Source organism: Paenibacillus sp. FSL L8-0158, from assembly GCF_038592965.1.
Lineage (GTDB): Bacteria > Bacillota > Bacilli > Paenibacillales > Paenibacillaceae > Paenibacillus > Paenibacillus polymyxa_D.
This window is the reverse complement of the sequence record NZ_CP151949.1, coordinates 5,496,861-5,522,706: the sequence shown is the minus strand read 5'-3', so window position 1 is coordinate 5,522,706 and position 25,846 is coordinate 5,496,861. Positions and strand designations below refer to the sequence as shown.

The following is a 25,846-nucleotide window of genomic DNA, read 5'->3' as shown; positions in this document are numbered from 1 at the left end:
AAAAGAAAGGATCGACGTAGCAGTCGATGGACGGATAGCCAGGAGGTGCAGCATGTTAAAATTTTCGAATCTCAGCTACTCCAAACAAAGATTGGCGATTATTGTTGCCTTTTCATTTATTCCGCTAGCGCTGCTGATCACTTTTGCGTACTTGCCGGTGATCAATATGTTTAAGTACAGCTTTTCGGACTGGAACGGCTATAGTAAGCGTCTGGAATATGTGGGTTTTGAAAACTATATCAAAATCTTTACCGATCCCGAGTATTTCTCGGTGTTTAAGGTCAGTCTGTATTACTTTGTAGCCACGTTTGTACAGATGGGTCTGGCCCTTTATTTTGCAAGCATTCTCAGCTTTCAGACCTGGTTTAAAAATTTCTTTAAAGGCGTTTTATTTTTTCCTTCCCTGATGAACGGGGTGGCCATTGGTTTTATTTTTCTATTCTTTTTTAAGCCAGACGGCACGCTCGATACACTGCTTCAGGCGATGGGGCTGGGTTCGTATGTCAAGCTGTGGCTGGGCAACCCGGAGATTATCAATATTTCGCTGGCTGGCACGTCGATCTGGAGATACATGGGCTTTAATTTTATTGTGTTTCTAGGTGCGATTTCTTCCATATCCAGTGATCTGTATGAAGCAGCCGATATCGATGGGGCCAACCGCTGGCATCAGTTCCGTTCAATTATTTTGCCGAGCATCAAGCGGATTTTGCAGTTGAACCTCATCTTGGCCATTAGCGGTGCGGTCAGTGCATTCGATATTCCGTATATTATGACCGGTGGCTCCAATGGTAGCGAAACATTCGTCATTCAGACGCTTGATGTGGCATTCAAATACAGCAAGGTCGGTTTGGCCTCGGCGATGGCAGTTGTTCTGTTGCTGATCGTGATCGCTGTTACGCTGCTTCAACGGTTGCTGATTCGGGGAGAGGAGGACTAATCATGTATAAGCTGAAAAGAATACTGGCTAGCAGCATCAAGTATGCCGCGTTACTACTAGGTGCGTTCATTGCACTGCTGCCGATTGTCGTAATTTTGTTTGCATCTTTGAAGACGAAGACTGAATATGCGGCAACCAGTCCTCTGACTCCCCCCGTGAACTGGCTGAATTGGGCTAACTATACCAAAGCCTTTATTAACGGAAATATGCTGACCGGATTTGTGAACACAGCTTTTATCCTGTTGATTTCGATCATCGGAGCCACGTTGACGGGTTCCATGATCGCGTATATTTTGAACCGTTTTAAATTTAAGGGCAAAAGTCTTATGCTGGGTGCGTTCCTGCTCGCGACCCTCATTCCGGGGGTAACGACGCAGGTATCGACATTTCAAATTATCAACAAGCTGGAGCTGTTTAACACACCTTGGGCGGCGATCTTGCTGTATTTGGGAACGGATATTATTGCGGTGTATATTTTTCTGTAATTTCTGGATTCCATTGCGGTGGCGCTGGATGAATCGGCCATGCTGGATGGGGCCTCTTATCTAACGATCTACTGGCGCATTATCTTGCCCCTGCTGAAGCCTGCCATTGTGACGGTGATCATTATCAAGGGCGTTAATATTTACAATGACTTTTACACCCCGTTCCTGTATATGCCCAAAACAAGCCTTCAGGTCATATCGACGGCGCTGTTCAAGTTTAAAGGACCCTATGGATCACAATGGGAAGTCATTAGCGCGGGCATTATCATTGCCATTATTCCGACGCTGATTGCGTTTTTATCCTTACAAAAATATATCTATAACGGATTCGCTCAGGGTTCGGTGAAATAGAATAACGTCGAAATAAAAAAAGATGAGATCAAGTATCTCGGTGAGAGGAGAATATACGTATGAATAAATTGAATGTGGATTTGGGAGTAAATAGCGTGCGAATTTTGGGAGACAGTCTGCCGAAAATGCCGTGGCAGGATAAGCCAGAGGGCGGTGAGGCTCCGGTATGGAGACATACTGAGAATCCGGTCATTGGGCGGAATCCGGTGCCGGGCATTGCCCGTATTTTCAACAGTGCAGTAGCTCCGTATGAAGGCCGGTTTGTAGGGGTATTCCGGGCTGAAACAATTAACGGACGTCCGCATTTGCATCTAGGCTGGAGTGACGACGGGTTGGCTTGGGACATTGAGACAGAACGTTTGCATTTGGTTGATGAGGAAGGGAACGATTACCAACCTAACTATGCCTACGATCCGCGTCTGATCCGCGTGGAGGATACGTATTATATCATCTGGTGTACAGATTTTTACGGTGCAGCGTTGGGGATCGCCCAAACAAAGGATTTTAAAAGTTTTGTACGATTGGAAAATCCGTTCTTGCCGTTTAATCGCAACGGAGTGCTGTTACCTCGCAAGCTAAACGGAAACTTTATGTTGTTATCCCGTCCGAGCGACAGCGGTCATACGCCATTTGGCGACATTTTTCTGAGTGAAAGTCCTGACTTGGTCTATTGGGGCAAGCACCGCCATGTCATGAGTAAAGGCGGACAGGGCTGGTGGCAATCGGTAAAAATTGGCGGCGGACCGGCACCGATTGAGACGACTGAGGGCTGGCTGATGTTCTATCACGGGGTGACAGGCACGTGCAATGGGCTGGTATACAGCATGGGGGTAGCTGTTCTTGATCTGGATGATCCATCTAAGGTTAAATATCGTTCTTCCAACTTCGTGCTGACCCCGGAGGAATGGTACGAGGAGCGGGGCTTTGTGCCGAATGTGGTGTTCCCGTGTGCTACGCTGCATGATGCGGACACCGGGCGGATTGCGATTTATTATGGAGCTGCTGACACGTATGTAGGTATCGCATATACGACAGTGTCCGACATTATGAAGTATGTCATCGCAACGGATGAAGTGGTCGCAGACGACCGTGAGTCGGGCCGGATGTAGCATGTAGGAGGGAACGTGAATGCCGGAGGATATGTCTTTACAGCAATTGCAGTCGTACATGGGGAGCAGCCCAAAGCCTCCTGATTTTGACGCATACTGGGAACGGGCATTACAGGAGTTGGAGCAGCAACCGCTTGATTATACACTGGAGCCTGCTGATTTTGTCTCTCCGCTGGTGGAGTGTTACCATCTATATTTTACCGGAGTGGGCGGAGCAAAGGTTCATGGGAAGCTGGCTCGTCCCAAGCACCTTACGGAACAAGGTCCAGCTTTGGCCATGTTTCATGGATATTCCTGCGACAGTGGTGATTGGTTCGACAAGGTAAGCTACGCGGCACACGGATTTACCGTGCTGGCTATGGATTGCCGGGGGCAAGGAGGGCTGTCCGAGGACAATTTGCAGGTTCAAGGAACGACGGTGCGCGGCCATATCATCCGAGGGATTGACGACCCGGACCCGGATCGGTTGTATTACCGCAATGTATTTTTGGATACCGTGCAGACGGTGCGCATTCTGATGTCTATGGAGCAGGTCGACCCTGAACGGATCGGCGCATTTGGCTGCTCTCAGGGAGGGGCCTTAACGGTTGCCTGCGCTGCATTGGAGCCACGTGTCCGTATGGCAGTTCCGGTATATCCGTTCCTGTCGGACTATAAAAGAGCTTGGGCGCTGGATGCCACTACATCTGCATATGAAGAACTGGTTTATTATTTTCGTTGGTTTGATCCGAACCATTTGCGCGAGGAGGAACTATTTCACCGACTAGGCTACATCGATATTCAACATTTGGCAGACCTTATTCGTGGTCGTGTGTTGTTTGTGACAGGGCTGTCGGACACCATCTGTCCACCCTCCACGCAGTTTGCGGTGTACAATAAAATCGTATCAGACAAGGAAATATTCCTGTATCACGAATATGGTCATGAATACTTACCTTATCTGTCGGATCGTGCCATGAGTGAATTTTTGCGGATGTAGGGGGTTGAACTTAGCCACAGGCTCCTTTATAGTAATAGCTATAACCTTCGTGAATGCGTAATAAATGAATGCCCCATTTGTATAACCTCAATAATATGGTTTGAGGGTCTCTACCAGGAACCGATAAATCCTGATTACAAAAAGTGTACGTCTTGTACATTTCTTGTGGTCAGGATTTTTTTGCGTCATACGAGGGAATTTACATGACAGCAAAGGAGCTAATGTAATGAACTTCAAAGTAGTTATTTTAACGATTGCGACCTTTACGGTGGGGTTGGTGGAGCTGATTATCGGTGGCGTGCTACCCCAAATTGCACAGGATTTGAATGTCTCCGTAAGCACGGCAGGACAGCTTATCATGATCTATGCGCTCGTGTATGCTATTGCTGGGCCCACTTTGTTAGCGTTGACCGCCAAAATTGAACGAAAACGACTGTACCTGTGGTCGATGTTTATCTTTATTCTGGGAAGTCTGCTGGCCTTCTGGAGTCCGAATTATGCTGTCTTATTTGTATCCCGTATCGTTACCGCTGCAAGCGGGTCGCTGATCGTGACATTGTCATTGACCATTGCAGTCAAAGTGGTGTCCAAGGCTTATCAGGCCCGTGTCCTCGGTGTCATCTCCATGGGGGTTAGCTCCTCCATCGTTCTAGGTATTCCAGCCGGGGTGTTGATTGGAAATGCGTTTGGCTGGCGGGTGCTTTTCCTGATCATTGCCTTGTTGACGGTCGTTGCTATGATCGTTATCAACTTGTTTATGGAGCGGATTCCGACGGAACATGTTGTGCCTATGCGTGATCAGTTGAAATCCTTAAAAAATGTTAAAGTCATCAGTGCTCATCTGGTGACCACGCTGACACTGGCGGGCCATTACACGTTATATGCGTATTTCACTCCATTTTTAGAAAATATGATGGGCTTAAACGCCTCTTGGATTAGTGTGGCCTATTTTGTCTTTGGGCTGGCGGCAGTGAGCGGTGGTTTTATTGGTGGCTCTTTGGCAGATCGGTTCGGCACAGCGAAAAGTATTCTAATCGTCGTTGGCGTATTTATCGCCGTGATGTTCTTGCTGCCATTCTCAATCCACTCGATTTATGTATTTGCACCACTATTGATCATCTGGGGCATACTGAGTTGGGCCTTGTCACCCCCGATGCAAAGCTATCTTATTGAAAATGCACCCGAATCGGGTAGTATTCAGCAAAGCTTTAATTTCTCCGCACTTCAGGTCGGGATCGCTCTCGGTTCTGCCTTGGGAGGAGTAGTGATTGAGAATAGTGAATCTGTTGCCACGAACGCTTGGGTGGGTGGCGCATTTGTGATTGTTGCTTTTGTTTGCGGCGTGTTTTCGATTACCAGAGCCGGGACATCGCAGGCTGTCAGAGGGCGCCACTCTGTTTCATAGTTCGCTGGACCATCGCCCTCTTTTATAATGTGAGCAAACATGTTATACTACACACAATTATGAAGAAGGAGGTGAGGTAGGTGAATCACGAGATGCTGAACAACCGTATTAGCCAGCTGCCGATTGCTATGGCTGGCATTGTTCATGCTTTTCCATACAACGGGAGAAGTCTGTCCAATTCTAATCATACGGTTGTAAACATCGCGAGAAGACGCCTACCTTAACTCGAACGGATTGCTGTATCTTCCGAAGAGTCGTGGGGTTGCTCCTGCGGCTCTTTTTGTGTTACCCGGGTAAGGGTCTTCCTAAATAAAGGAGAGCCTGAACATGTATATAGTTAACGGTCAACAATTGAAAAAATACCATGCTGCCAATCTGATTTTGGATGGTGCATCGTTTGATATCCATACGGGAGAAAAGGTGGGGCTCATCGGCCGCAACGGAAGCGGTAAAACCACCCTATTACGCCTAATCGCACGTTTGTCCCGACCGGATGAAGGGCAGCTCGTCATCGCCAAGGATACGAAAATCGGCTATTTACCGCAAATTCCGGCTGAGTTTGAGAGCTTCACCGTGTACGAAACGCTAGCTTACGCCTATCGTGGGCTGAAGGATTGCCGCAATCAGATGAGCGCACTGGAACGGGAAATGTCAGATCCGGTTGTGGCAGCGGATACGGGTCTTCTGGAGAAGCTGCTGCAATCGTATGCTGCCTTACAGGAACGGTTTGAGCGCAACGGCGGCTATGAAATGGATGCAAACATTGATCAGATAGCGGATGGGCTGCGTATTCCGAAAGGCATGTATACGCGCAACTTCGGATCGCTGTCGGGTGGAGAGAAAACAAAAATAGCGCTGGCATCACAGCTCATCGGACGACCGGATTTGCTGCTGCTGGATGAGCCGACCAACCATCTGGATTTGAAAGGGCTGGAATGGCTGGAGCAATTTTTGCAGGGCTACACAGGCGCATGTGTGGTTGTGTCCCATGATCGTTATTTTCTGGATCGGGTCGCCGTTAAAATGATTGAGCTCGAGGATGGCGAGGCGTTTACGTATTATACGAACTACAGCGGCTATGTTAAGGAAAAGGAAGAACGATTGCTACTGCAATTCGAAGATTATAAGGAACAGCAGAAGCGAATCAAAAAGATGAAAGAGGCCATTCGGCGTTTTGAAGAGTGGGGTCGCAACGGCGATAACGAAAAGTTTTTCAAAAAAGCAGCTTCCATTCGTAAAGTACTGGAGCGTATGGAGCTGGTGAAGCGGCCTGTACTGGACCCGCAGGGGGCAGAATTTCACTTAAAGCTGGAGGATCGTTCCGGTCGCCGGGTGCTACAGTTTGAAGAAATAGTTAAATCCTATGGAGAGCGTCAGATATTAAACGGGGCAACGGGCAACTTGGAATTCGGCGAAAAGGTGGCCTTACTGGGTGATAACGGTTCAGGCAAAACGACGCTGCTCAAGCTGCTGCTTGGTCAGGAAAGCGCGGATGCAGGCACGGTCCAGTGGGGCGCGCGCGTAGAGTACGGATATTTGGCGCAGCAAGAGAGAGAACGGAATAGCCGGGCGACTGTGCTTGCTTACTTCAAGGAAGAAGCAGGGGTGGAAGAAGGCGAGGCACGCGGATTGCTAGCGAAGTATTTATTTTACGGTGCCGATGTGTTTAAACCCGTGAGCATGCTGTCCGGTGGCGAATGGTCCCGCTTGCGGTTGGCACTGCTGGTCATGAAAAAGCCGAATTTGTTGGTGCTGGATGAGCCGACGAACCACCTGGACATCGACTCGCGCGAGGCGTTGGAGGAAGCGTTGGACACCTACACGGGAACGGTGCTGGCGATTTCGCATGACCGCTACTTTGTGAATAAGCTGGCAGGGCGCGTGTGGGAGCTGGAGGATGGAAAGCTGACCTTTTATCTGGGCAGCTTTGATGAGTACAGAGCGAAGAAGCGGGAACTGGAAAACGCTCGTCTACAGAGCGAGGGGGATACCGGGACGCGCCAGACATCTGCAAGCAGAGCCGCATCCGGTGGCAGCTCAGGCTCGGGCACAGCTACACATTCCAGTGTAGCGAGCAATGGCACGAGGGCGGCTGCGCAGACGGGAGCGACTACGGAAGCTGATGTGAGCCGTGCACGCTCAGGCCGCTTGGGCTCGCCCGCTACCGGGTCTGGAGCCCGCGGAGCGAAGGTTGCGAAGCCATCACGCCCGCCCGCTGCATCCAGCGAGCGGTTGGAGCGGGCTATCGCCGCCAAAGAAGCAGAATTGGCGGCAGCGGATGCCGAGCTGGAGCTGCTCGGCACAAGCGACGACACGATGCACATGGCGGAGCTGTGGGACGCGCGTGAGCGACTGCAAGCCGAGCTGGACACGTTGCTCGGCGAGTGGGTTGAGCTGGAGTAGGTGACAGGCTAGTAGTTACTGGATAGAAAATAGTTTATTTTATATAGAGGGTAGTCCTGAGGTAGAACGTTTACTGAAGGGCTACCTTTTTTGCAGTGTAAAGACAAAATATCATCACGAAAATTAATGACCATTAATTAAGATAAATGGTATTGATGTATTATTGTTATTATATTTTACATATAAAGAGAGTTGTTTGCATTTCGCAACATGTGATACTTTTTAAATGAATAAATAATATGAGTCATTGTTAAAAGTAGTTTATGTTATCCATCATGATCTTACATATCAAATGCACGCGTTGGAACATGTTGTGATTTGTTATGGATGGAGGGAATAGTATGTCGGACTTCTTACTGGAGGTCAGTCAGGTAACGAAGAAAATGGGGAAAAGGCATTTGTTAGACCGTGTTTCCTTTAAGCTTCAGAAAGGGAAGATATATGGATTCATCGGACCTAATGGAGCTGGCAAAACCACAATGATGCGAATCATGACCGGATTAATGCAGCCAACCAGCGGCTCTGTAAAGATAGCTTCATATGATGTACAGACGGATCGGGAAAAGGCGCTGTCCAAGGTGGGGGCTCTTATCGAATCTCCAGTCTTTTTTGATTATATGACAGGCAGACAGGTTTTGCGCAATTTGTCACGGTTACACTCTGAGATTGCGCCCTCAGATCGGGAGATACATATTGAAGATTTGCTTACAAAGGTGAGGCTGGAAACACGGGGAGATGACAAGGTGAAAACCTATTCGCTGGGAATGAAGCAAAGGCTAGGTATTGCGCAGTCCATGCTGGGTGCTCCAGAGCTTTTATTGCTGGATGAACCGTCCAATGGACTTGATCCTATGGGAATGCGGGAGTTGAGAGATATTGTGCTTCAACTACGTGATTCAGCGAACTATGCCTTTTTTATCTCCAGTCATCTGTTGGATGAACTGCAACAGATGTGTGACGAACTCATTGTTATCAAAGAGGGCAGGCTAGTTTGGAAGGGGCCTGCTGATCAACTCGTGGAGGATGGTCAACGGCTAGAGGATGCTTTCATGGGATTGATGGGACTATGAAATCATTAATATACAGTGAGTTCGAGCGATTATGGAGACGAAAGTGGTTCTGGCTCATGGTGTTATGTACGCCGACCCTAGCCTGTTCAACAGGAGTATATTTCTTGCGCACGAGGGAGGTTCCTGTAGAGGTATTATCCTTAAACTTTGTCGTTACGGGTCTGCGTGAGAATTTGTTTTTAGCATGCAATATAGCTGTGGCTGCTTTAGCGGCTGCTGTATACACAGAGGAATTTCGAAGCGGGCAACTACGTTTGTTATTTGTGCGCCGATTTACCCGCGGTCAGATTTTCTGGAGTAAGCTGCTGGTTTTGAATGCGTCTATCTTGTTTCTTCTCATTGCATTTGCAGTATCCTCGCAGGTGATCGTCGAAGTATGGACTCTGTCATATGATATAAGTGATGCGGGGCTGTCTGGATCTCAAGGACTGCAGATGCTTGAGTACTATGGTTGGGCACTTGCCTCATTATTAGCAATAAGCTCCTTCTATTGTTTTATCGCTATGTACAGCAAGAGTGTAACGTATGCCATCGGTGTTTGTATGGTATACAATCTGGGCTCTCTGTTGTTTGATTCATTGTATTTAAAACTGGCCTCTTTTGTTTCTCATATCCCATACCTGCACAATGTGATCGCGTTTATGATTGTTCCGTATATGCAGCATACAGGATTAGATAGGTCCTTAATGGGGAATTCGTCTGTGAATGGGGCGATTATTACCGTTGTTAGTCTATATCTTATCTTTTTTACTTGGGGAGCATACCGCCGTTTTGTGACCGATGATTATCTGTATTAGGGGGATTTCCTCATGCCGAAATAAGACTATGTAACCTGAACATCATAAAGGTAAAAGAAAGATCCAATCGACCGCTTGAGGTCAATTGGATCTTTTTTAACATTCAGCCCCAGAGCCGATTTTATTGTTGTAATAGCTGAAATGCGTTGTATCGTTTCTTTTCCATAAGGGACGGGTATTAATTGTTTAGTCCTGCATAGATTGACATAGGGGAAAAGGAGGTATGAGCATGTGGAGTTGGGTCAAAAAGCTGTCTACACTGGCGGCGATCCTTTTGTTGGCTGTTTTTGTGAGCGCATGCAACAAGGACGATGCTTCGGGTAAGGTGAAAATTGAATTCTTTCAAAACAAACCTGAGGCCAAGGGTTCATTCGATAAGCTAATCTCTCAATTCAATCAGGAACATCCTGGTATTGAAGTGACACAGGTCAACCCGCCAGAGGCAGAGACCGTGTTACTGACACGGGTTGTCAAAAACGATGTACCTGATATTGTGGGGCTTGGGGCCACCGATACCTACTCCATTTTGGCACAAAGCGGTATTTTTACAGATCTGGCGAATACAGAATTGCCACGTACGATTGACCCGATTTACCTCAAGATGCTTAAGGATGTGACCGGGGTCGATCCCGTGTATGGAATTCCTTATGCTGCGAATGCGAATGGTGTGATGTATAACAAAACGCTTTTTAAGGAAATGGGATTACAGGTGCCCAAAACGTGGGATGAGCTGATTGCTACGGCGCAAAAGATCAAGGCTGCTGGCAAAATTCCTTTCTATTTTACATATAAGGATGATTGGCAAACGAATCTCCCTTTTAATGCACTGGGTCCGAATCTGGTGGGTATTGATTTTTTCCTGCAACGGCGTGAAAATCAGGTCACCTTTCAGGACAAGTATCGCGAGGTTGCGGAAAAGCAGCTGGAGTTATTGAAATACGGACATAATGATAATTTTGGCAAAAACTATGCCGACGGTAATCGTGCCTTCGCTAGCGGGCAGGGATTGATGTACATTCAGGGCTCGTGGGCCATTTCTGAAATTCGCAAAGCCAACCCGAAAGTGGAGCTTGGTTTTTTCCCATTACCGACAGGGAATGACGAAAAGGCGGTCAAACTGGTGTCCGGGATAGATACGCTATTAGCCGTATCGGAGAGCACTCCGCATAAAAAGGAGGCCGAGGAGTTCATTGCCTTTTTGTTGAAGCCAGAGAATAGCAAGCAATACATTACAGAGCAAACGCTGTTTTCGGCGGTGAAGGGAGTCACGCAGGATGATCCAAGTGTGGCGGAGCTGTTGCCGTATTTTAAATCGGGTCGCGTCATTGATTTTGCCGATCATTATATTCCCAAAGCGGTCCAATTGAATTCGATTGTACAGGCCTTCCTGCAAAACAGAGATATCGACGCTTATCTAGCCAAGCTGGACCGAGAATGGGAGAAGGTAGCTAATCGCCGATAAGAGAGGAGGAGGAGACATGAATAAGCGACTAACGACTTTTTACTGGATGACGGTGCCGGCGGTGCTTTTGTTTTTTTTATTTTTGACCTTGCCTGCTTTGCAGGGATTTTATTATTCACTCACGAACTGGAACGGCTTTGGTCATCAGTATCACTTTGTCGGGTTTAAGAACTATATTAATTTGTTTCAGGACGACAATGTGGGGAACGCATACTGGTTTACTTTCAAATTTGCGATTGTGGTTACCATTGCGACTAATATCCTCAGTTTGCTGATTGCAATGGGGCTAAACGCTAAAATACGGTTTCGTAACTTTTTCCGCGGTATTTATTTTCTGCCTAATATTTTGAGCGTGCTGATCGTGGGTTACATATTCAATTACTTGTTCTCGAACGTGTTTACGATTTGGGGGCAAAATTTAGGTATTACCTCATTGTCGACGAACATTTTGGGCAGCGAACAACTGGCTTGGGTGGGGGTTGTCATCGTAGCTGTATGGCAGGGGATTGCCTTTAATACGATTCTCTATCTGGCTGGGCTGCAAACCATTCCGACAAGTCTGTATGAGGCGTCCAATTTGGACGGTGCGGGTAAATGGCGCGAATTCTGGAGCATTACCTTTCCATTAATTGCACCGTTTTTTACGATCAATATGGTATTGGCGATGAAAAATTCCCTGATGGTGTTCGATCAGATCGTGGCTTTGACGAATGGTGGGCCGGGACGGGCCACCCAGTCGATATCCCACCTGATATACACCGGAGGCTTTAGAGGCGGAGAATTTGCTTATCAGTCGGCTAACTCTGTTATTTACTTTATTGTGATCGCGATCATTTCCATCTTACAGCTGCGATTCCTCCAGAGAAGGGAGATGGATAACTGATGAAAACGAGCAGACGTACCAACTGGCCTGTGCTGCTTCTGGTAGCGTTGGGGACGATATTTATTCTGTTTCCTCTCTATATGACGGTAACGATAGCACTTAAAAATCCCGAGCAGATGGCGCATTCCGCCTTTGCCTTTCCGACCGAGCTGCATTGGGAGAATTTTAGTCGTGCAGTGGAAATGACCAATTTCTTCAGCGCTTTTCGGAACAGTGTGATGGTCACGACATCGACGGTCATACTCACTTTGCTAACCAATTCGATGGTTGCTTATGCCATTGCCCGTAATATGCAGCGGCGTTTCTTCAAGGGGTTATATTTTTATTTTGTGAGTGCCATGTTCATTCCGTTCCCGATCATCATGCTGCCGATTGTAAAACTGGCCTCGGGCCTTCATATGACTAATCTGTTGGGTCTCATTATGCTGCATACGGTGTATGGTTTGGCGTTTAATGTCTTCGTGTATGTTGGTTATATTCGCTCCATTCCGGTGGCGTTGGAAGAGGCAGCCACGGTAGATGGTGCGACGACATGGGGGACTTTTTGGCGCATTATATTCCCGCTGATGGCGCCGATTAGTGCTACGGTGGGAATTCTCACTTGTCTGTCCACATATAATGACTTTTTGCTGCCGCTCATTATTATTAGCGATGCGGAGCAATATACGCTACCGCTCGTCCAGTATGTGTTCCAAGGACAGTTCAACACCGACTTTAATCTGGCTTTTGCCTCGTATCTGATGGCTTTGCTGCCGATGATTATCGTCTATCTGATTGCACAAAAATGGATTATCAATGGCGTTACGCAAGGTTCTGTGAAGTAGGGCAGGAGCCTATCGTTTCAGGCAGACCGTGCCTTACTAGGAAAATAAAAAGGGGCTCCCTATACCACGGTTCACACAGGTATAGAGGACCCTCTTTTTATAGCATCGCTATTTAGAAGCTTCGCTGTTGCTTGTCAGGGGCTGCAAGGGTACGGTTGTCTCTGCTTCCGGGTCGTCCGTTGTATAGTAGAACATATAGATAGAAGCTTCCTTCCCTTTGAAGTTCTTGTAGACATCCACTGCCTTGTTATTGCCGTCTCCGGCAAAATTGGCTGTGATCGGCTTGCCAATGACCCGTTCTTTACCCAGGCCAATATGCGTCTGGTTAATCCCCCCAAAGTGAGCGTCCTCGCTTTCGGTTTCTACGAATAAGTCTGATTCCTGTTTGTAGTAAGTCCACTTCACAGGATAGCCACCTATTTGCGTCGTTAGTGTCTGCTTCTGGTCAGATATATCAGTTAAAAGCTGTGGTGTTTTGTCATCCGAATGGATCGTGACTTTATATTTGCCTGTAAAAGTAATAGGAGTGTCCTTGGTAATCACAAGATGGGACGGTCGTTCAAAACGGATCGTATTCAGATCGTGCTCCTGATCAGGTGAAGACCAACGGCTACCCTCTAACGTTGTGCCGTTCACAGAAAGAAAGTACTTTTGATAAGGTAACATGGCGAATTTCTTTTCACTTCTGATCGTGACACGGATTTGTGTAGGTGTGACAATCATTTGTTCTAGTGTAAAATTCGGCTTGCCGTTCTCCAACGGGGTATTCAGCACACTTTTAATTGTCCCGCTTTCCATTTTCTTCTTGCTTAGCTGTAGATCAAAGTTTATGGGTTCATGTATACTTTTCTCAGTTTGCGCGTATTGCAGTTTGAAAGCAGTCTGTCCTTCTGGTATATCTGCTTTAGAAAAATACTGCTGTGCTGTATACTCCCCGTTATCTCCGGGTTTGCCAAAAGTCCCCCCAGGCTGCGACATCACAGGCTCGTTGCCTTTGTAAGCAACGATTTGCGGATTATCCCATCTCTTGGGTATCGACGAATTGAAGGTGATTGCCGAGGACAGCATCAGCTTATCCTTCCCTTGTTGAAATACCTGTACCTTCATATCTTGTAAGCCGTTACGATCCAGCTTGAACGTCTGCATCTGAGGCGATGTGATATCGAGCGGCAATTCCAGTTCCTGAACGCTGGTGAGCTCCATATGATCTACGGTCAGCCGCACGTTCTCTGTTTCTTGCTGCGGTGTCCAGTCACTTTCAAAGTACCCGTTGTACCGTTGATTTTTCGGGTCCCATTGCTGAAAGTTATATTCCCCTGCACTGCTTTCCCCCGCAGCACTTTTTAGCGATACGCCTTTGACATTCCAAAACTCGTTGTCTGCTCGTTTTCCGACCTCCAAGCTGTACAGAATCACAGTCCGGTTCTCATCGACAATAGCGGTATGCAGCGTCAGCTTCACTCCGTCTCTGGTTACGGATTGCTCCAGCGGCTGTCCAAGGTCTTGATTTAGTGCCGTCTGAATGCCGCTTCTTCCGTGCAGCAGATTATCCCAGTTATAATGGATGGCGGCATAGACGGGAACGGCAACGAGAAGTGCGCTCAGAGAGGCGGCGATAGCTATTTTGCGCCAATTTCTGTGTCGGCGCGGAGTGAATGAATCGGAAGCATCAGTCAGAACGGGGGTAGTCTGTCCTGCTTGTTCCATCCGATTCCACATCTCATCGAAGTCAGGATAGGCCATTTTCGAATCATTATTTAACTTGCGCTTCAATGTCTTTTCTACTTTGTTCATAGTTCTCTCCTTCCATCTCGGGAATTTGTACCTCTGCATCCCGCAGTATTTGCTCCAATAACTTTAGTCCTTTGTGAGTCCTCGATTTGACGGTTCCCAGCGGAATTTCTAGCAGTTTGGATATTTCCGCCAGCGTGAAATCATGCATATAGCGGAGTGTCAGCACAGCGCGGATTTTGGCCGGAAGGCGATTCATATAAACGGCCCATTCCTCTGCCGATTCGCGTTCTTCCACCAGCCTGTCTACAGGCTTACCTTCCGCCCCGCTAAATAGATAGGGATTAGCCGATACCTTCAAATGCAGGCTTTTCTGGCGTTTAAGGTAATTCAGACAATGATTGACCGTAATCTTCATAATCCAGGCTTTTAGTTGTTCGATCTGTTCACGATTGCTGCGAAACAGGATGATAAACACTTCCTGCGTTAAATCCTCTGCATCCGATGCATTATGTACCATGTAGTAGCAGGTTCGGTATACATCTCGTTGATACAAATCAAACAACTCTCGATTGCTCTCCAATGATGTGCTCTCCTTTCTCGTGCAGTTTATCTATATAACAACTGAGGTCCTCAAAAGGTTCATTTGGTTGCGAAAAGTAAACCGTCTGCTTCAAATGTACCACACGAAAAAAGAAGCCTGTAAATCTCAAAACTGCAGATTTACAGGCTTCTTACATGTTCCTAAGCTAGACCCTAAGGGATGACACTTCTTCACGCGAAAACACGTCAATGGATAGCTTGCGGACTACGCCGCTTAGTCAACCAGCCGTACTAGCGTTCTTCCTTGCGAGCGGGCTGCAAGGATGTCTTCGAGCGCGCTTGGCAGGTCAGCCAATCCGACTTCGCGCTCAACGAGCTGCTCCAGCTGTTCCGGCTTCCATTCGCTGCCGAGCCGCTTCCAGATCGCTACGCGAGTGTCGTATGGGCAGAAGACAGAGTCTATGCCCAGCAGACTTACGCCGCGCAAAATAAACGGCAGCACCGTCGTAGGCAGCTTGGTGCCTGCCGTCAGGCCGCTCACGGCAACGGAGCCGTTGTAGGCGATCTGGCTGAGCAGCGAAGCGAGCGGCTTTCCGCCTACAGGATCAACAGCCGCTTGCCAAAGCTGCTTGCCCAGCGGGCGGATGCTCTCCGCACCGTCGTAGACCTCCTCGCGGGAAATAACCTCGGCTGCTCCGAGCGCCTTGAGGTAATCGAGCGCATCGGCCTTGCCACTGCTGGCTACGACATGGTAGCCTCTCTTGTTCAGCAAGGCAATGGCTGCCCCGCCTACGCCGCCCGTCGCTCCGGTGACGAGTACCTTGCCCTGCTCGGGAGTAACGCCGTTTTGTTCCAGTCGATATAACGACAGGGCTGCGGTGAATCCGGCTGTCCCGAAAATCATTGCCTCCCTCGGCGTGAGTCCGTTCGGAAGTGGAACCACCCAGTCCGCAGGCACACGTGCATATTGGCTGAATCCCCCGAATTGAGACACACCCAGCCCATATCCGGTAACGAGCACCGCTTGTCCTTCGCTAAAGCGGCTGTCCTCCGAAGAGACGACGGTTCCCGAGCAATCTATGCCTGGTACGAACGGATAGGCTTTGACAATATTGCCATCCTTGCGGGCAGCAAGCCCATCTTTATAATTGATGCTGGAATAAGTGACACGAATCAATACTTCTCCAGCAGGTAAACTGCTAGCTTCCAGAGAACGTACCTCTGCTTGAACTTCACCGTCCTGTGTCTGATCGACGACAAGAGCTTGAAATGATTGAGTCATCTGTAAAAGCCTCCTTTATTACCTTTTAACCCTATGAATGTCCTATATATTCCATATTTAATTCACAAATTATGCTTAGGAAGCATACAACAATCTTCACAACCTGTCAGCGGCAATGCTCACAGGCTCGTATTCTATTATACTCTTTAGCTCATAATTGCGTCGAAAAGACCAGACTACTGATATATTCTTGCAATATCCTGTTTCAATAAAGTTCGATAATCAATTATAAAGAGGGTGATAAATGAATTCTTACGCATTTTGCAAATCATTTTACGTAAACGGGATGTATTTTCAGAATGACTGTGCTAACATACCTTTTGATCGTTAAATAAATCTATGAAGAAAGGTGAATGAATGACAACCAGAGCACTAAAAAAAGGTTCGGTATTGTCCGAAGCTAAGGAACTGAATTTGTTCCGTTTAACATGGCCTATTTTCCTTGAATTGTTTCTGTTTATGCTAATGGGGAGCGTCGACACATTCATGATCAGTTCTGTATCTGATAATGCGGTGTCGGGTGTGGGCGCGTCCAATCAAATTATTTCAATTGCTATCCTTGTACTGGAGGTTATCGGCAACGGCGCTGCTATCGTCGTAGCTCAATATATCGGTTCTAAGAAACTAGTCGAAGCGGCCCAGGTTACAGGTACGGCCATTACGTTGAATTTGATGGTAGGTCTTTTGCTTAGCGTAATTTTTCTCGTATTTGGTACGCACATGTTGCAATGGCTGAATGTCCAGGGTGAGATTCTGGCTTACGCGGAGTCTTATATGAGCATCGTCGGGGGTGCCATTTTTCTTCAAGCATTGATTAATGCGCTGGCGGCGACTATTCGTACACATGGTTTTACCAAAGAAACAATGTATGTATCGGTTTTTATGAACGTGATCCACGTGGTCGGCAACTATGTTTTGATTTTTGGGCATTGGGGAATGCCTGCACTTGGAGTAGAGGGTGCTGCTATTTCTACAGTAGGTAGCCGCTTTATTTGTCTCCTGATCTTCTTCTGGCTGATGTACCGGGTCACTGAGGTTCGTGTTGAGTGGAAATATTACGTCCAATTGTCCAAAAAGTTCATCTCTAAAATATTGCGCATTGGTGTACCATCCGCGCTGGAGTCCATTATGTATCAGTCGTGTCAGCTCATCTTCACACTGTACGTGACTTATCTGGGCGCAGAAGCAATGGCGACACGTCAATATGCGAATAATATTTCAAGCTATATTTACTTGTTCAGTATGGCAGTCGGTATGGGTACGGCTATTGTGGTAGGAAGACTCGTGGGAGCCAGACAGAAGGATACTGCCTATAAACGTGTACTGACCAGTGTGAAATGGGCGTTGCTCGTGACCGTGATTATTGATGCGGTGGTCATCTTTTTCCGTGTTCCCTTGCTTGGTTTGTTCACGGAAAACCCTGAAATTATTCGTTTGGGAGCGCAGGTCATTTTACTTAGCATTCTGCTAGAAACTGGTCGGACCACGAATATCGTCATTATTAACTCGTTGCGTGCTGCTGGAGATGCAAAGTTCCCGGTCTTTATGGGTCTGATCTCCATGGTTTGCATGAGCTTGCCGCTTGGTTATCTGCTTGTGTTCAAGCTGGACATGGGGCTCGCCGGTGTGTGGCTGGCGATTGCTGCTGATGAATGGACTCGTGCTGTCATCATGTATGCCCGCTGGAAAAGCCGGTTATGGGAAAAGCATGCGCTGATCGAGCACGATACACCAGATCAGTCTGCAACGCCTGTCCCAGCACACTGATCCAAGTAGTATTTAGGGCCAACTGAAACCTAGCTTTTCGATAGAGTTGTATACGTGGAGGCAGTTCAAGAGAACATCTTGAACTGCCTCTTTTTGTAGCCGAGAGAACCCCCCTTTTATACAGTGGCACGATAGGCAATTTTGAAGTTCAACTTATATCATAATGGCTTTCATAAATAGAAGTCTGGTAAATTTACTAAAAAAAAGATATACTTTTGTTGCACTAACGCAGTACATGAAAGACAAGGAGTGTACCGATGAAGAAGCCGACGATTGAAGATGTTGCCCAGAAGGCAGGAGTGTCTAAAAGCACTGTCTCGCAATTTCTGAACAAACGATATAAATATATGAGCGACCAGACAAGGGACCGGATTGCCGAGGTTATTCAAGAGCTGAATTATCAGCCTAACGGGCTGGCCCGCAGCTTGAAGCAGAACCGGACGTTTATGGTGGGAGTCATTGTAGCCAACATTGATTATACGCTGTCGATCCAGTCTATCCGTGCGATTGAGGAGGAATTGCAGCTTTTTGGCATTCAGGTCATAATCTGTAACGCTGATGAAAATCCGGACAAGGAAAGCCAGTATATTGAGATGCTCAAGGCCCGTCAAGTGGACGGCTTAATTATCTTCCCGACAGGAAAGCATGCAGACATTTACAACCAGCTCATTCGTGAAAAGTATCCATTAGTGTTTTTGGACCGCTTGGTGGATGGTGTAAATACGCGTAGCCTGCTGTTGGATAACGAAATGGCGATTAAGCTGGCGATTCAGGAACTTGTGGCTCACAAGCATGAACGAATTGCGTTAATTACCTTGCCTCTTGGCATGAATCGGATTACTCCACGAGTAGAGCGGCTCAGCGGATACAAGAAGGCGTTGGAAGAGCATGGCTTGCCATTTCGAGAAGAATATATGCACAGCGTGCCGAGAGAAGAAATCCAGCAGACGCTGAAGGAGCTGTTCCAACTGCCGGAGCCGCCGACTGCGCTGTTGGCCGGGAATGATATCGTGTTGGCTGAGGTGTTGAAGTATGTGAATGCCCGTCGTATACGTATTCCGGCAGAGTTGTCCATTATCGGAATTGACGATGCGGAGTTTGCCCATATTTACAATCCGCCGATTACGACCATTACGCAACCGATTGCGGATATGGGGAAGCAGGCGGCAAAAACGCTGCTGTCCAGTATTGAGGAAGGCGGCGAATCGGTTCCGATCATTTACCGATTTGTGCCGGATATCAATCGGGGAGAATCCGTCAAAACGCTGTAGACGAGCATCATGTCATATATTATAAAATAGCCCGTATTCCCTTGTACGACCTGAGTATGCGTATGCTGCTCAGGTCACACAAATGCGAATACGGGCTATTCGAAGTTAAGGCCGACTTTGAACGCGGCCTTGTTGAGCTTGCGCTCATAGCGGTGAGGGTTATGCGGGGGATGATCCCCGACTAATTTGTACTGGCGCTGAGTAAAAAAGATTCCAGTTCGGCTCGCGTCGGATAGCCATCCATGTCTCCGGCTGACATAACAGCCAGCGCACCAAGTGCATTACCGCGTTTGACTGCCTCTGCCAAGGGCAAACCTTCCAGCAATGCGCTGATAACACCTGCGGCAAAACCGTCACCCGCACCGACGGTATCCACGACATGATCTACGCGGAAGCGTTTTACATATCCTTCAGCATCTGCGGATTTGTAATATGCGCCCTCGGTTCCCAGCTTGATGATGACCAGTGAGGTACCACGGTCAAGGTAGAACGAAGCAATGTCCTCGGGCGAAGTATAGCCCGTCAATATTTTACCTTCATGAATCCCTGGTAGAAGCCAGTCACACCCCTCAGATGCCTCGTTAATCGCCTCCACCATCGTTTGCGTGTCAGTCCATAATTTGGGTCTGAGGTTAGGATCGAAGGATACGGTTTTGCCCGCCTTCTTCATGAATTGCCGCGCATGTCGTGCGAAATCACGGCATTCAGGGGAGAGGGCGACGGAAATACCTGTAAAATGCAGATGGCGAGCCCCGGCAAAGTAAGCTTCGTTAAAATCAGCGATGCTCAGTGTGGAAGCAGCGGAATGCTTGCGGAAATATTCCACCTCAGGATCACCGCTGGTAACTTTGGATTTAATTAGCATCCCGGTAGAGTGGTCTTTGGTAAACATGACATTCTGGGTGTCGATTCCTTCCTGACGTAGCGCACCGGCAATAAACTTGCCGAACGTATCCTCGCCGAGTTTGGTCACGAGTCCGGCTCGTAGCCCCAAACGCGACAAACCGGCCGAAACATTCGTCTCTGCCCCGGCTAACGCTTTGGTGAATGAACGCACCTCATCCAGAGAGCCTGCTTCATTGGCATAAAACATGGCCATCGGTTCTCCGAAGGTAACAGCATCCAATGTTGCGGTCATTTGTATTCCTCCTCATGTTTAGTAAACTTAATCTGTAAGCGCATGCACCAACTGAATAAATTGAAATTATCACATAAATCGGTTTTTCACAATGATGAAGTTGATATATTGGCTAAAAACTTTTTGGGTAATACAGATAAAAAAATGTGATTTTGTTTATCAAAAGGTAAAAAGCGTGTAAAACTTCGTACGTATTAAGGGTTTTTCTAGGAATAGTGAAGTTTTGGGTTGACACCCTCTTAGATAATTATTACAATTCTAGCTAAGAAGTAGAGTTAGAAACCGCTTTTATAACAATTCCGTTGATAAAAAAGTTTATCTAAACAGGAGGAATGTTTTTATGGAAATGCGTTATTCAACTCATCCCGAACATGCCAAGCATTTTACGACTGAAGAGTTGCGTCAGCACTATTTGATCCAGGAGCTGTTTGTGCCTGAGGAGGTAAAACTGGTCTATACGCATGAAGATCGTGTCATTATCGGGGGCATTTATCCCGTGAATAAATCTGTTGCACTGGAAGGTAACGATCAAATCAAAGCGGAAACTTTCTTGGAGCGCCGCGAACTGGGCATTTTTAATGTCGGCGGCAGCGGTACGGTCAAGGTGGACGGTGAAACTTACGAGCTGGCCACAAAAGACTGTCTCTACGTAGGTAAAGGTGGCAAGGAGTTGATCTTTGAAAGCGATTCCAGTGAAAAGCCTGCGAAATTTTATATCGTTTCAGCTTTGGCTCATACCACGTATCCGACGACGAAGCAGTCTTTTGCCGATGTACCTTCTGAAAGTCTGGGTTCACAGGAAACAGCCAACAACCGCACGTTGCGTCGCTTTATCCATGATGAAGGCATTCAAAGTTGCCAATTGGTTATGGGGATGACGACGTTGGAAAACGGCAGTGTGTGGAACTCCATGCCGACACATGTTCATGACCGTCGTATGGAAGTGTATTTCTACTTTGAGCTGGATGAGAACGCGAGAATGTTCCACCTGATGGGTGAACCGAACGAAACGCGCCATTTGGTAATGAAAAATGATGAAGCCGTTATTTCTCCACCTTGGTCTATCCACTGCGGTGCGGCTACGGGCAGCTATACCTTCATTTGGGGCATGGCTGGTGAAAATAAAACATACAAAGACATGGATCAGGTTGCCATGAGCGAGTTGCGTTAATCCGATCAGTGTATTGGAGCGTAGACCTGCAAGCGGCTGAGGTACATGGTCATCCCATTCGTGGAAAGGATCAGGAACATGACGAAAAAGAAAGTTTTGGAACATATCACTTCAGTAGGTGTCGTCGCAGTCATTCGGGGAAACACAGCGGAGGAAGCATATCTAATGTCTAAAGCCTGCATTGAAGGCGGCTTGGATAATATTGAGCTTACGTTTACGACGCCGGATGCGGATCAGGTCATTCGAAGATTGAGAGACGAATTTAAGGATCGGGCAGTGATTGGTGCAGGAACGGTACTGGAGTCACTGACGGCAAGAATTGCTATTCTAGCCGGAGCAGAGTTTGTCGTGAGTCCTTCTTTTGAAGAAGAGACAGCGAAGCTATGCAATTTGTATGCGATTCCTTATATGCCCGGCTGTATGACGCTGAATGAGATCAAGGAAGCCATGAAATTGGGTAGCGATGTCGTGAAGTTGTTCCCAGGCAGTGCGATGGGGGCGGACTTTGTGAAGGCCGTCAGAGGTCCAATGCCTCATGTACAGATTATGCCAACTGGTGGCGTTGATCTGGACAATATGGAAACCTGGCTGCGTAACGGATGTGTGGCCGTGGGAATTGGGGGCAATTTGACGGCTCCGGCCAAGGATGGTCGCTACGACTTGATCACAGAAAATGCAGCACGTTATGTAGCTAAATATAAGGAAGTACGTGCAGCGCTGTAGGCTTCGGGAATTATAGGTTTTTATACTAATTTGTGATGGAGGCGTAGGCATGGGTCTGGACCATTTTTCACTGGATTTTTTCAGTCTAAAAGGTAAAACGGCGATTGTAACAGGAGGCAACACTGGTTTGGGTCAAGGATATTCCGTAGCTTTGGCCAAAGCAGGTGCAAATCTGTTTATTGTAGCTAACAATGATGAATATGAAGAAACAAGACGTTTGCTGGAGCCAACGGGTGTGAAGGTTGCCTTTTATCAGGCTGATCTGACAGAGAAAGAATCCATTAAGAAAATTGTAGAAGAATGCGTCAATGAATTCGGTAAAATTGATATTCTTGTTAACAATGCAGGTACGATTCGTCGCGCCCCTCTGCTGGAGTATAAAGATGAGGATTGGGACGCTGTTATGGAGATTAACCTGAATGCCGTATATCATCTGAGCCAGGAAGTGGCAAAGGTGATGGTAGAGCAAAAAAGCGGGAAGATTATCAATGTCGCTTCTATGCTTGCTTTTCAGGGTGGCAAATTCGTTCCGCCGTATACAGCGAGCAAGCATGCGGTAGCTGGTTTGACCAAGGCATTTGCGAACGAGCTGGCAGTTCATAACGTTCAGATTAATGCGATTGCGCCGGGTTATATTGCTACGGCAAACACAGCTCCAATCCGTGCGGATGAAAATCGCAATCAAGAAATCTTGTCGCGTATTCCTGCGGGTCGTTGGGGCGATCCGTCTGATTTGATGGGAGTTGTGGTTTTCCTCGCCAGTCAGGGTTCCGACTATATGAACGGTCATATCTTGGCGGTGGACGGCGGCTGGTTGGTACGTTAAGCAGCGCTGGTCGCATTGAAGTTATGAACTGAAAGCTGCCTCGAAAGGAAACTATCCTTTCAGGCAGCTTTTATTTTTTCAATGAAGCTATATGCTGAATTTGGAGACTTGGGGCTCTGTGTCGATCCGTCCTATGCATATGGCACGAATGCCTTTATAATTTAATGAGATAAAAATTGCTAGGCTCCAGCCGTACACTTGGTTGGAGCCTTTGAGCATAATACAGATGGATTGGAGAATGGAGAGATGAGTTCACAGCAACACCAACGAGCTTTGGTATACAAATCTTTGTGGCATGCCGGTCCTTGGGTGCTTGCCGTAGGGATCATTCTGGTAGGTGCCAATCTGCGCGCCTCGATTACCTCGGTAGGACCTCTTATCGGTTTGATTAAGGATTCTTTGCATATTTCGAATACACTGAGTGGCCTATTAACGACATTGCCGTTGCTGGCTTTTGCCCTGTTGTCGCCTTTTGTAGCCAAACTGTCGCGCCGCTTCGGGTCGTCTCTTATTATATTTGCAGCCTTGTTGCTGTTGACCGCAGGTATTGTGGTGCGCTCAACGCTGGGGGTGACCGCATTATTTGTCGGGACTGCTATGCTGGGACTGGCTATTGCCGTCTGTAATGTGTTGCTGCCCAGTCTGATCAAAGAGGAGTTTCCTCGCAACAGCGGACTGATGACCGGTGTATATTCAGTATCTATGAACGTGGTCGCTGCAACAGCATCCGGGCTGAGTATACCGCTGGCTATAAATGGAGGTATGGGCTGGCGAGGTGCTTTGGGAATATGGGGGATTGTAGGTGTCGTAGGTATTTTACTCTGGGTGCCGCAGCTCCTTAAGGCAGGGAAAACGGCTAATAAAGCGGTGGTGTCTGCCCGAACTGTAAATGTGTATAAATCGTCTTTGGCTTGGAAGGTGACGCTGTTTATGGGGCTGCAATCTGCCCTGTTCTATGTTCCTGCTGCCTGGTTTCCCGAAATGATGAGCGGACAGGGAATGGATTTAGAAACTGCGGGATGGATGCTGTCCGTGCTGCAGTTTTCGCAAATGCCATTTACTTTTATTGTGCCTATTTGGGCGGCACGGGTGAAGGATCAGCGGGTATTGGTTTTGATTATGGCTGCCCTGTATTTTATCGGTCTGGGTGGATTTCTGCTTGGGGCTACACAGTGGAGTGTGATTTGGGTCATTTGTATCGGTATAGCGGGTGGTTTTGCTTTCCCGCTAGTAATGATGTTCTTCAATTTGCGGACGCGAACACCGCAGCAGGCAGCAGAGCTGTCTGGTATGGCTCAATCCTTTGGTTATTTGTTGGCAGCGACAGGACCGACGCTGTTCGGTTATTTGCATGATGCGACACAAGGCTGGACAGTTCCGCTGCTACTGCTCTTATGCCTGAGTGTTCTGCTTATGTTTATAGGGCTGGGTGCAGCCAAGAAACGATATGTCGGAGGCGAGGTGGATGATCAGACTGCAATTTGATGCAGACGGTTACAGTGTGATTTGTAGTGCAGGTCGTGTTATGTTGTTGGCTAAAGAGTTTGCGCTGTTGCGCTTTCTGTACGATAACCGGAATCAGGTGTTCACCCGGGAACAACTGCTGGATCGGGTGTGGCCGCTGGAGTATCCGGTGGAGCGTACGGTGGATGATCATATCTACAGATTGCGCAAAAAACTGAAGTCATGGGATGTGCTCCGTATTCATACGGTTAGAGGGTATGGCTACAGCTTGACCTTGACTGACGTGCAGCCACAGAATCATCCGTCCTTGCACGATCAGGAGGTGCAGGACGCCGTACATGGACTATTCCGGAAATACCAGCTGCTGGGACAGGGGAATTCCATCGTAGCGTTGGCTGCCCAGCAGGAGCAGATGGGTTTTGAATTGTCTGTCTTTTATCAAATGTATACCCGTTTTGTACAGGCGGATGTGCCTTGGTTCTTGGAACGGGAGGACTTTGCTCCGGCAGATCGATTGTATTGGATGCTGCTACTATATATGTGCGCAGCAGGGGTGACGGATGAGGGGCTTGCTCTATGTGAGTGTGCGCTTTCCAGCAGGCTGCTGTCCAGTGAACAGGAACGGGAATTGCGTATTCTCAACATTCTGGAGGCTTATGTAGAGAATGGACAACCTGAACGCGCACAGGAAGGTCTGCCACTGACCATGATGGTCATGGAACGGGATAATCTCGATAAATTTGTGATGCCTGTTGCACTGATGGAAATGTATATGCATCTGGTTGCCAATCATATGGAAAAGGCTGCGGAACTGTCTGATCGTCTGGAAGGCATGCTGTCGGAGGCTCCGTATTTACGCGAGCTGGGCCGTTATCGCATGATGCGCGGACTTATGCTGTTGCGTACTGGAGATGTGGATAACGCCGAGCGGCTGATGGATGAGGGATTGGATACCCTTGATATGGCTAAACAGGAATTGCTAAAAATCAAAGCGGTAAGTCAAATTCGCTCGTTCTTGAAGCTTTGCGGTTCCTATCCAGCGCTGGAAGAGAAGTATACCGCTCAATATGATCAGCTTGACCGGGAAAACAGCTTAACACTGCATCGTCCAGCGCTAAGGCGCTGGCTGGAACAAACACTTTCTACCGTCTGATGTTTTAGCTGTCTGACTTTCCTCTGATATAGACCCGCTAGAATGTTCTTATTGCTAAAAAAGCTGAAAATG

22 protein-coding genes, 1 pseudogene and 1 riboswitch are annotated in these 25,846 nt (G+C 47.6%); of the genes and pseudogenes, 19 read left to right on the top strand and 4 right to left on the bottom strand.

The window, feature by feature from the left end:
• Positions 1-52: 52 nt before the first annotated feature.
• The 12 genes and pseudogenes from NSQ68_RS24495 (at position 53) to NSQ68_RS24440 (ending at position 12,705) form a co-directional block, all read left to right on the top strand.
• Complete coding sequence (locus NSQ68_RS24495) at positions 53-937, top strand: sugar ABC transporter permease (protein ID WP_342427446.1); 885 nt, start codon at positions 53-55, stop codon at positions 935-937.
• Positions 938-939: 2 nt separating this feature from the next.
• A pseudogene (locus NSQ68_RS24490) lies at positions 940-1,773 on the top strand (carbohydrate ABC transporter permease).
• A gap of 59 nt (positions 1,774-1,832) precedes the next feature.
• Positions 1,833-2,882, top strand: a complete 1,050-nt coding sequence (locus tag NSQ68_RS24485; RefSeq protein ID WP_342427445.1) for a glycoside hydrolase family 130 protein — start codon at positions 1,833-1,835, stop codon at positions 2,880-2,882.
• Between the two features lie 19 nt (positions 2,883-2,901).
• Positions 2,902-3,861: an alpha/beta fold hydrolase gene (locus tag NSQ68_RS24480; RefSeq protein ID WP_342427444.1), complete on the top strand. Its 960-nt coding sequence runs from the start codon at positions 2,902-2,904 to the stop codon at positions 3,859-3,861.
• Between the two features lie 57 nt (positions 3,862-3,918).
• A riboswitch (purine riboswitch) is annotated at positions 3,919-4,018 on the top strand.
• 69 nt (positions 4,019-4,087) lie between these two features.
• Positions 4,088-5,266 carry an MFS transporter gene (locus NSQ68_RS24475; RefSeq protein ID WP_342427443.1) on the top strand — a complete coding sequence of 393 codons (1,179 nt, stop codon included), beginning with the start codon at positions 4,088-4,090 and terminating at the stop codon, positions 5,264-5,266.
• Positions 5,267-5,346: 80 nt separating this feature from the next.
• Positions 5,347-5,490 carry a hypothetical protein gene (locus NSQ68_RS24470; protein WP_307351058.1) on the top strand — a complete coding sequence of 48 codons (144 nt, stop codon included), beginning with the start codon at positions 5,347-5,349 and terminating at the stop codon, positions 5,488-5,490.
• Positions 5,491-5,593: 103 nt separating this feature from the next.
• Positions 5,594-7,669, top strand: coding sequence for an ABC-F type ribosomal protection protein (gene abc-f / locus NSQ68_RS24465; protein WP_342427442.1), 2,076 nt, complete (start codon positions 5,594-5,596; stop codon positions 7,667-7,669).
• A 341-nt stretch (positions 7,670-8,010) separates the two neighbouring features.
• A complete protein-coding gene (locus NSQ68_RS24460) occupies positions 8,011-8,739 on the top strand; it encodes an ATP-binding cassette domain-containing protein (protein WP_342427441.1) in 729 nt (242 codons plus the stop codon).
• Positions 8,736-9,536: an ABC transporter permease gene (locus NSQ68_RS24455; RefSeq protein WP_342427440.1), complete on the top strand. Its 801-nt coding sequence runs from the start codon at positions 8,736-8,738 to the stop codon at positions 9,534-9,536. Before NSQ68_RS24460 ends, NSQ68_RS24455 begins: the two co-directional genes overlap by 4 nt.
• 229 nt (positions 9,537-9,765) lie before the next feature.
• On the top strand, positions 9,766-10,998 hold the full coding sequence (locus tag NSQ68_RS24450; protein WP_342427439.1) for an extracellular solute-binding protein: 1,233 nt from the start codon (positions 9,766-9,768) through the stop codon (positions 10,996-10,998).
• 16 nt (positions 10,999-11,014) lie between these two features.
• A complete protein-coding gene (locus tag NSQ68_RS24445; protein WP_342427438.1) occupies positions 11,015-11,881 on the top strand; it encodes a sugar ABC transporter permease in 867 nt (288 codons plus the stop codon).
• Positions 11,881-12,705, top strand: a complete 825-nt coding sequence (locus NSQ68_RS24440; protein ID WP_029518673.1) for a carbohydrate ABC transporter permease — start codon at positions 11,881-11,883, stop codon at positions 12,703-12,705. The genes NSQ68_RS24445 and NSQ68_RS24440 overlap by 1 nt, the downstream gene beginning before the upstream one ends.
• 108 nt (positions 12,706-12,813) lie before the next feature.
• Here NSQ68_RS24440 and NSQ68_RS24435 read toward each other — a convergent pair whose 3' ends face one another.
• The 3 genes from NSQ68_RS24435 to NSQ68_RS24425 all read right to left on the bottom strand — a co-directional run bounded on the left by NSQ68_RS24435 (position 12,814) and on the right by NSQ68_RS24425 (position 16,261).
• The gene (locus tag NSQ68_RS24435) at positions 12,814-14,499 is read right to left on the bottom strand and encodes a DUF4179 domain-containing protein (protein ID WP_342427437.1); all 1,686 of its coding nucleotides are present in this window, start codon (positions 14,497-14,499) and stop codon (positions 12,814-12,816) included.
• Entirely contained in the window at positions 14,459-15,019 is a 561-nt protein-coding gene (locus NSQ68_RS24430) for an RNA polymerase sigma factor (protein ID WP_342427436.1), read from the bottom strand. The genes NSQ68_RS24435 and NSQ68_RS24430 overlap by 41 nt, the downstream gene beginning before the upstream one ends.
• Before the next feature lie 234 nt (positions 15,020-15,253).
• The gene (locus NSQ68_RS24425; protein WP_342427435.1) at positions 15,254-16,261 is read right to left on the bottom strand and encodes an acryloyl-CoA reductase; all 1,008 of its coding nucleotides are present in this window, start codon (positions 16,259-16,261) and stop codon (positions 15,254-15,256) included.
• Positions 16,262-16,618: 357 nt separating this feature from the next.
• Between NSQ68_RS24425 and NSQ68_RS24420 the strand changes: the two genes are divergently transcribed.
• Positions 16,619-18,028, top strand: coding sequence for an MATE family efflux transporter (locus NSQ68_RS24420; protein WP_039271773.1), 1,410 nt, complete (start codon positions 16,619-16,621; stop codon positions 18,026-18,028).
• Between the two features lie 257 nt (positions 18,029-18,285).
• A complete protein-coding gene (locus NSQ68_RS24415) occupies positions 18,286-19,299 on the top strand; it encodes a LacI family DNA-binding transcriptional regulator (RefSeq protein ID WP_307351084.1) in 1,014 nt (337 codons plus the stop codon).
• 181 nt (positions 19,300-19,480) lie between these two features.
• Here NSQ68_RS24415 and NSQ68_RS24410 read toward each other — a convergent pair whose 3' ends face one another.
• Positions 19,481-20,437 carry a sugar kinase gene (locus tag NSQ68_RS24410; RefSeq protein ID WP_342427434.1) on the bottom strand — a complete coding sequence of 319 codons (957 nt, stop codon included), beginning with the start codon at positions 20,435-20,437 and terminating at the stop codon, positions 19,481-19,483.
• Positions 20,438-20,777: 340 nt separating this feature from the next.
• Here NSQ68_RS24410 and kduI point away from each other — a divergent pair, with 340 nt between their 5' ends.
• From kduI to NSQ68_RS24385, 5 genes are all read left to right on the top strand, one after another.
• Positions 20,778-21,608, top strand: a complete 831-nt coding sequence (kduI, locus tag NSQ68_RS24405) for a 5-dehydro-4-deoxy-D-glucuronate isomerase (RefSeq protein ID WP_023990866.1) — start codon at positions 20,778-20,780, stop codon at positions 21,606-21,608.
• 78 nt (positions 21,609-21,686) lie between these two features.
• Positions 21,687-22,331, top strand: coding sequence for a bifunctional 2-keto-4-hydroxyglutarate aldolase/2-keto-3-deoxy-6-phosphogluconate aldolase (locus NSQ68_RS24400; protein WP_342427433.1), 645 nt, complete (start codon positions 21,687-21,689; stop codon positions 22,329-22,331).
• A gap of 49 nt (positions 22,332-22,380) precedes the next feature.
• A complete protein-coding gene (gene kduD / locus NSQ68_RS24395; RefSeq protein WP_342427432.1) occupies positions 22,381-23,157 on the top strand; it encodes a 2-dehydro-3-deoxy-D-gluconate 5-dehydrogenase KduD in 777 nt (258 codons plus the stop codon).
• 246 nt (positions 23,158-23,403) lie between these two features.
• Positions 23,404-24,642, top strand: a complete 1,239-nt coding sequence (locus NSQ68_RS24390; protein WP_342427431.1) for an MFS transporter — start codon at positions 23,404-23,406, stop codon at positions 24,640-24,642.
• Positions 24,623-25,774 (top strand): winged helix-turn-helix domain-containing protein, encoded by a 1,152-nt coding sequence (locus NSQ68_RS24385; protein ID WP_342427430.1) that lies wholly within the window; start codon positions 24,623-24,625, stop codon positions 25,772-25,774. The genes NSQ68_RS24390 and NSQ68_RS24385 overlap by 20 nt, the downstream gene beginning before the upstream one ends.
• Positions 25,775-25,846 lie beyond the last annotated feature (72 nt).

What these genes read in the sequence shown, in the direction of transcription:
- NSQ68_RS24475 (WP_342427443.1), top strand. Translation starts at nt 4,088, where the DNA reads ATGAACTTCAAAGTAGTTATTTTAACGATTGCGACCTTTACGGTGGGG.
- NSQ68_RS24495 (WP_342427446.1), top strand. Translation starts at nt 53, where the DNA reads ATGTTAAAATTTTCGAATCTCAGCTACTCCAAACAAAGATTGGCGATT.
- NSQ68_RS24425 (WP_342427435.1), bottom strand. Translation starts at nt 16,261, where the DNA reads ATGACTCAATCATTTCAAGCTCTTGTCGTCGATCAGACACAGGACGGT.
- NSQ68_RS24410 (WP_342427434.1), bottom strand. Translation starts at nt 20,437, where the DNA reads ATGACCGCAACATTGGATGCTGTTACCTTCGGAGAACCGATGGCCATG.
- NSQ68_RS24385 (WP_342427430.1), top strand. Translation starts at nt 24,623, where the DNA reads ATGATCAGACTGCAATTTGATGCAGACGGTTACAGTGTGATTTGTAGT.
- NSQ68_RS24460 (WP_342427441.1), top strand. Translation starts at nt 8,011, where the DNA reads ATGTCGGACTTCTTACTGGAGGTCAGTCAGGTAACGAAGAAAATGGGG.
- NSQ68_RS24420 (WP_039271773.1), top strand. Translation starts at nt 16,619, where the DNA reads ATGACAACCAGAGCACTAAAAAAAGGTTCGGTATTGTCCGAAGCTAAG.
- kduI (WP_023990866.1), top strand. Translation starts at nt 20,778, where the DNA reads ATGGAAATGCGTTATTCAACTCATCCCGAACATGCCAAGCATTTTACG.
- NSQ68_RS24485 (WP_342427445.1), top strand. Translation starts at nt 1,833, where the DNA reads ATGAATAAATTGAATGTGGATTTGGGAGTAAATAGCGTGCGAATTTTG.
- NSQ68_RS24415 (WP_307351084.1), top strand. Translation starts at nt 18,286, where the DNA reads ATGAAGAAGCCGACGATTGAAGATGTTGCCCAGAAGGCAGGAGTGTCT.
- NSQ68_RS24480 (WP_342427444.1), top strand. Translation starts at nt 2,902, where the DNA reads ATGCCGGAGGATATGTCTTTACAGCAATTGCAGTCGTACATGGGGAGC.
- NSQ68_RS24450 (WP_342427439.1), top strand. Translation starts at nt 9,766, where the DNA reads ATGTGGAGTTGGGTCAAAAAGCTGTCTACACTGGCGGCGATCCTTTTG.
- NSQ68_RS24390 (WP_342427431.1), top strand. Translation starts at nt 23,404, where the DNA reads ATGAGTTCACAGCAACACCAACGAGCTTTGGTATACAAATCTTTGTGG.
- abc-f (WP_342427442.1), top strand. Translation starts at nt 5,594, where the DNA reads ATGTATATAGTTAACGGTCAACAATTGAAAAAATACCATGCTGCCAAT.
- NSQ68_RS24455 (WP_342427440.1), top strand. Translation starts at nt 8,736, where the DNA reads ATGAAATCATTAATATACAGTGAGTTCGAGCGATTATGGAGACGAAAG.
- kduD (WP_342427432.1), top strand. Translation starts at nt 22,381, where the DNA reads ATGGGTCTGGACCATTTTTCACTGGATTTTTTCAGTCTAAAAGGTAAA.
- NSQ68_RS24400 (WP_342427433.1), top strand. Translation starts at nt 21,687, where the DNA reads ATGACGAAAAAGAAAGTTTTGGAACATATCACTTCAGTAGGTGTCGTC.
- NSQ68_RS24445 (WP_342427438.1), top strand. Translation starts at nt 11,015, where the DNA reads ATGAATAAGCGACTAACGACTTTTTACTGGATGACGGTGCCGGCGGTG.
- NSQ68_RS24435 (WP_342427437.1), bottom strand. Translation starts at nt 14,499, where the DNA reads ATGAACAAAGTAGAAAAGACATTGAAGCGCAAGTTAAATAATGATTCG.
- NSQ68_RS24440 (WP_029518673.1), top strand. Translation starts at nt 11,881, where the DNA reads ATGAAAACGAGCAGACGTACCAACTGGCCTGTGCTGCTTCTGGTAGCG.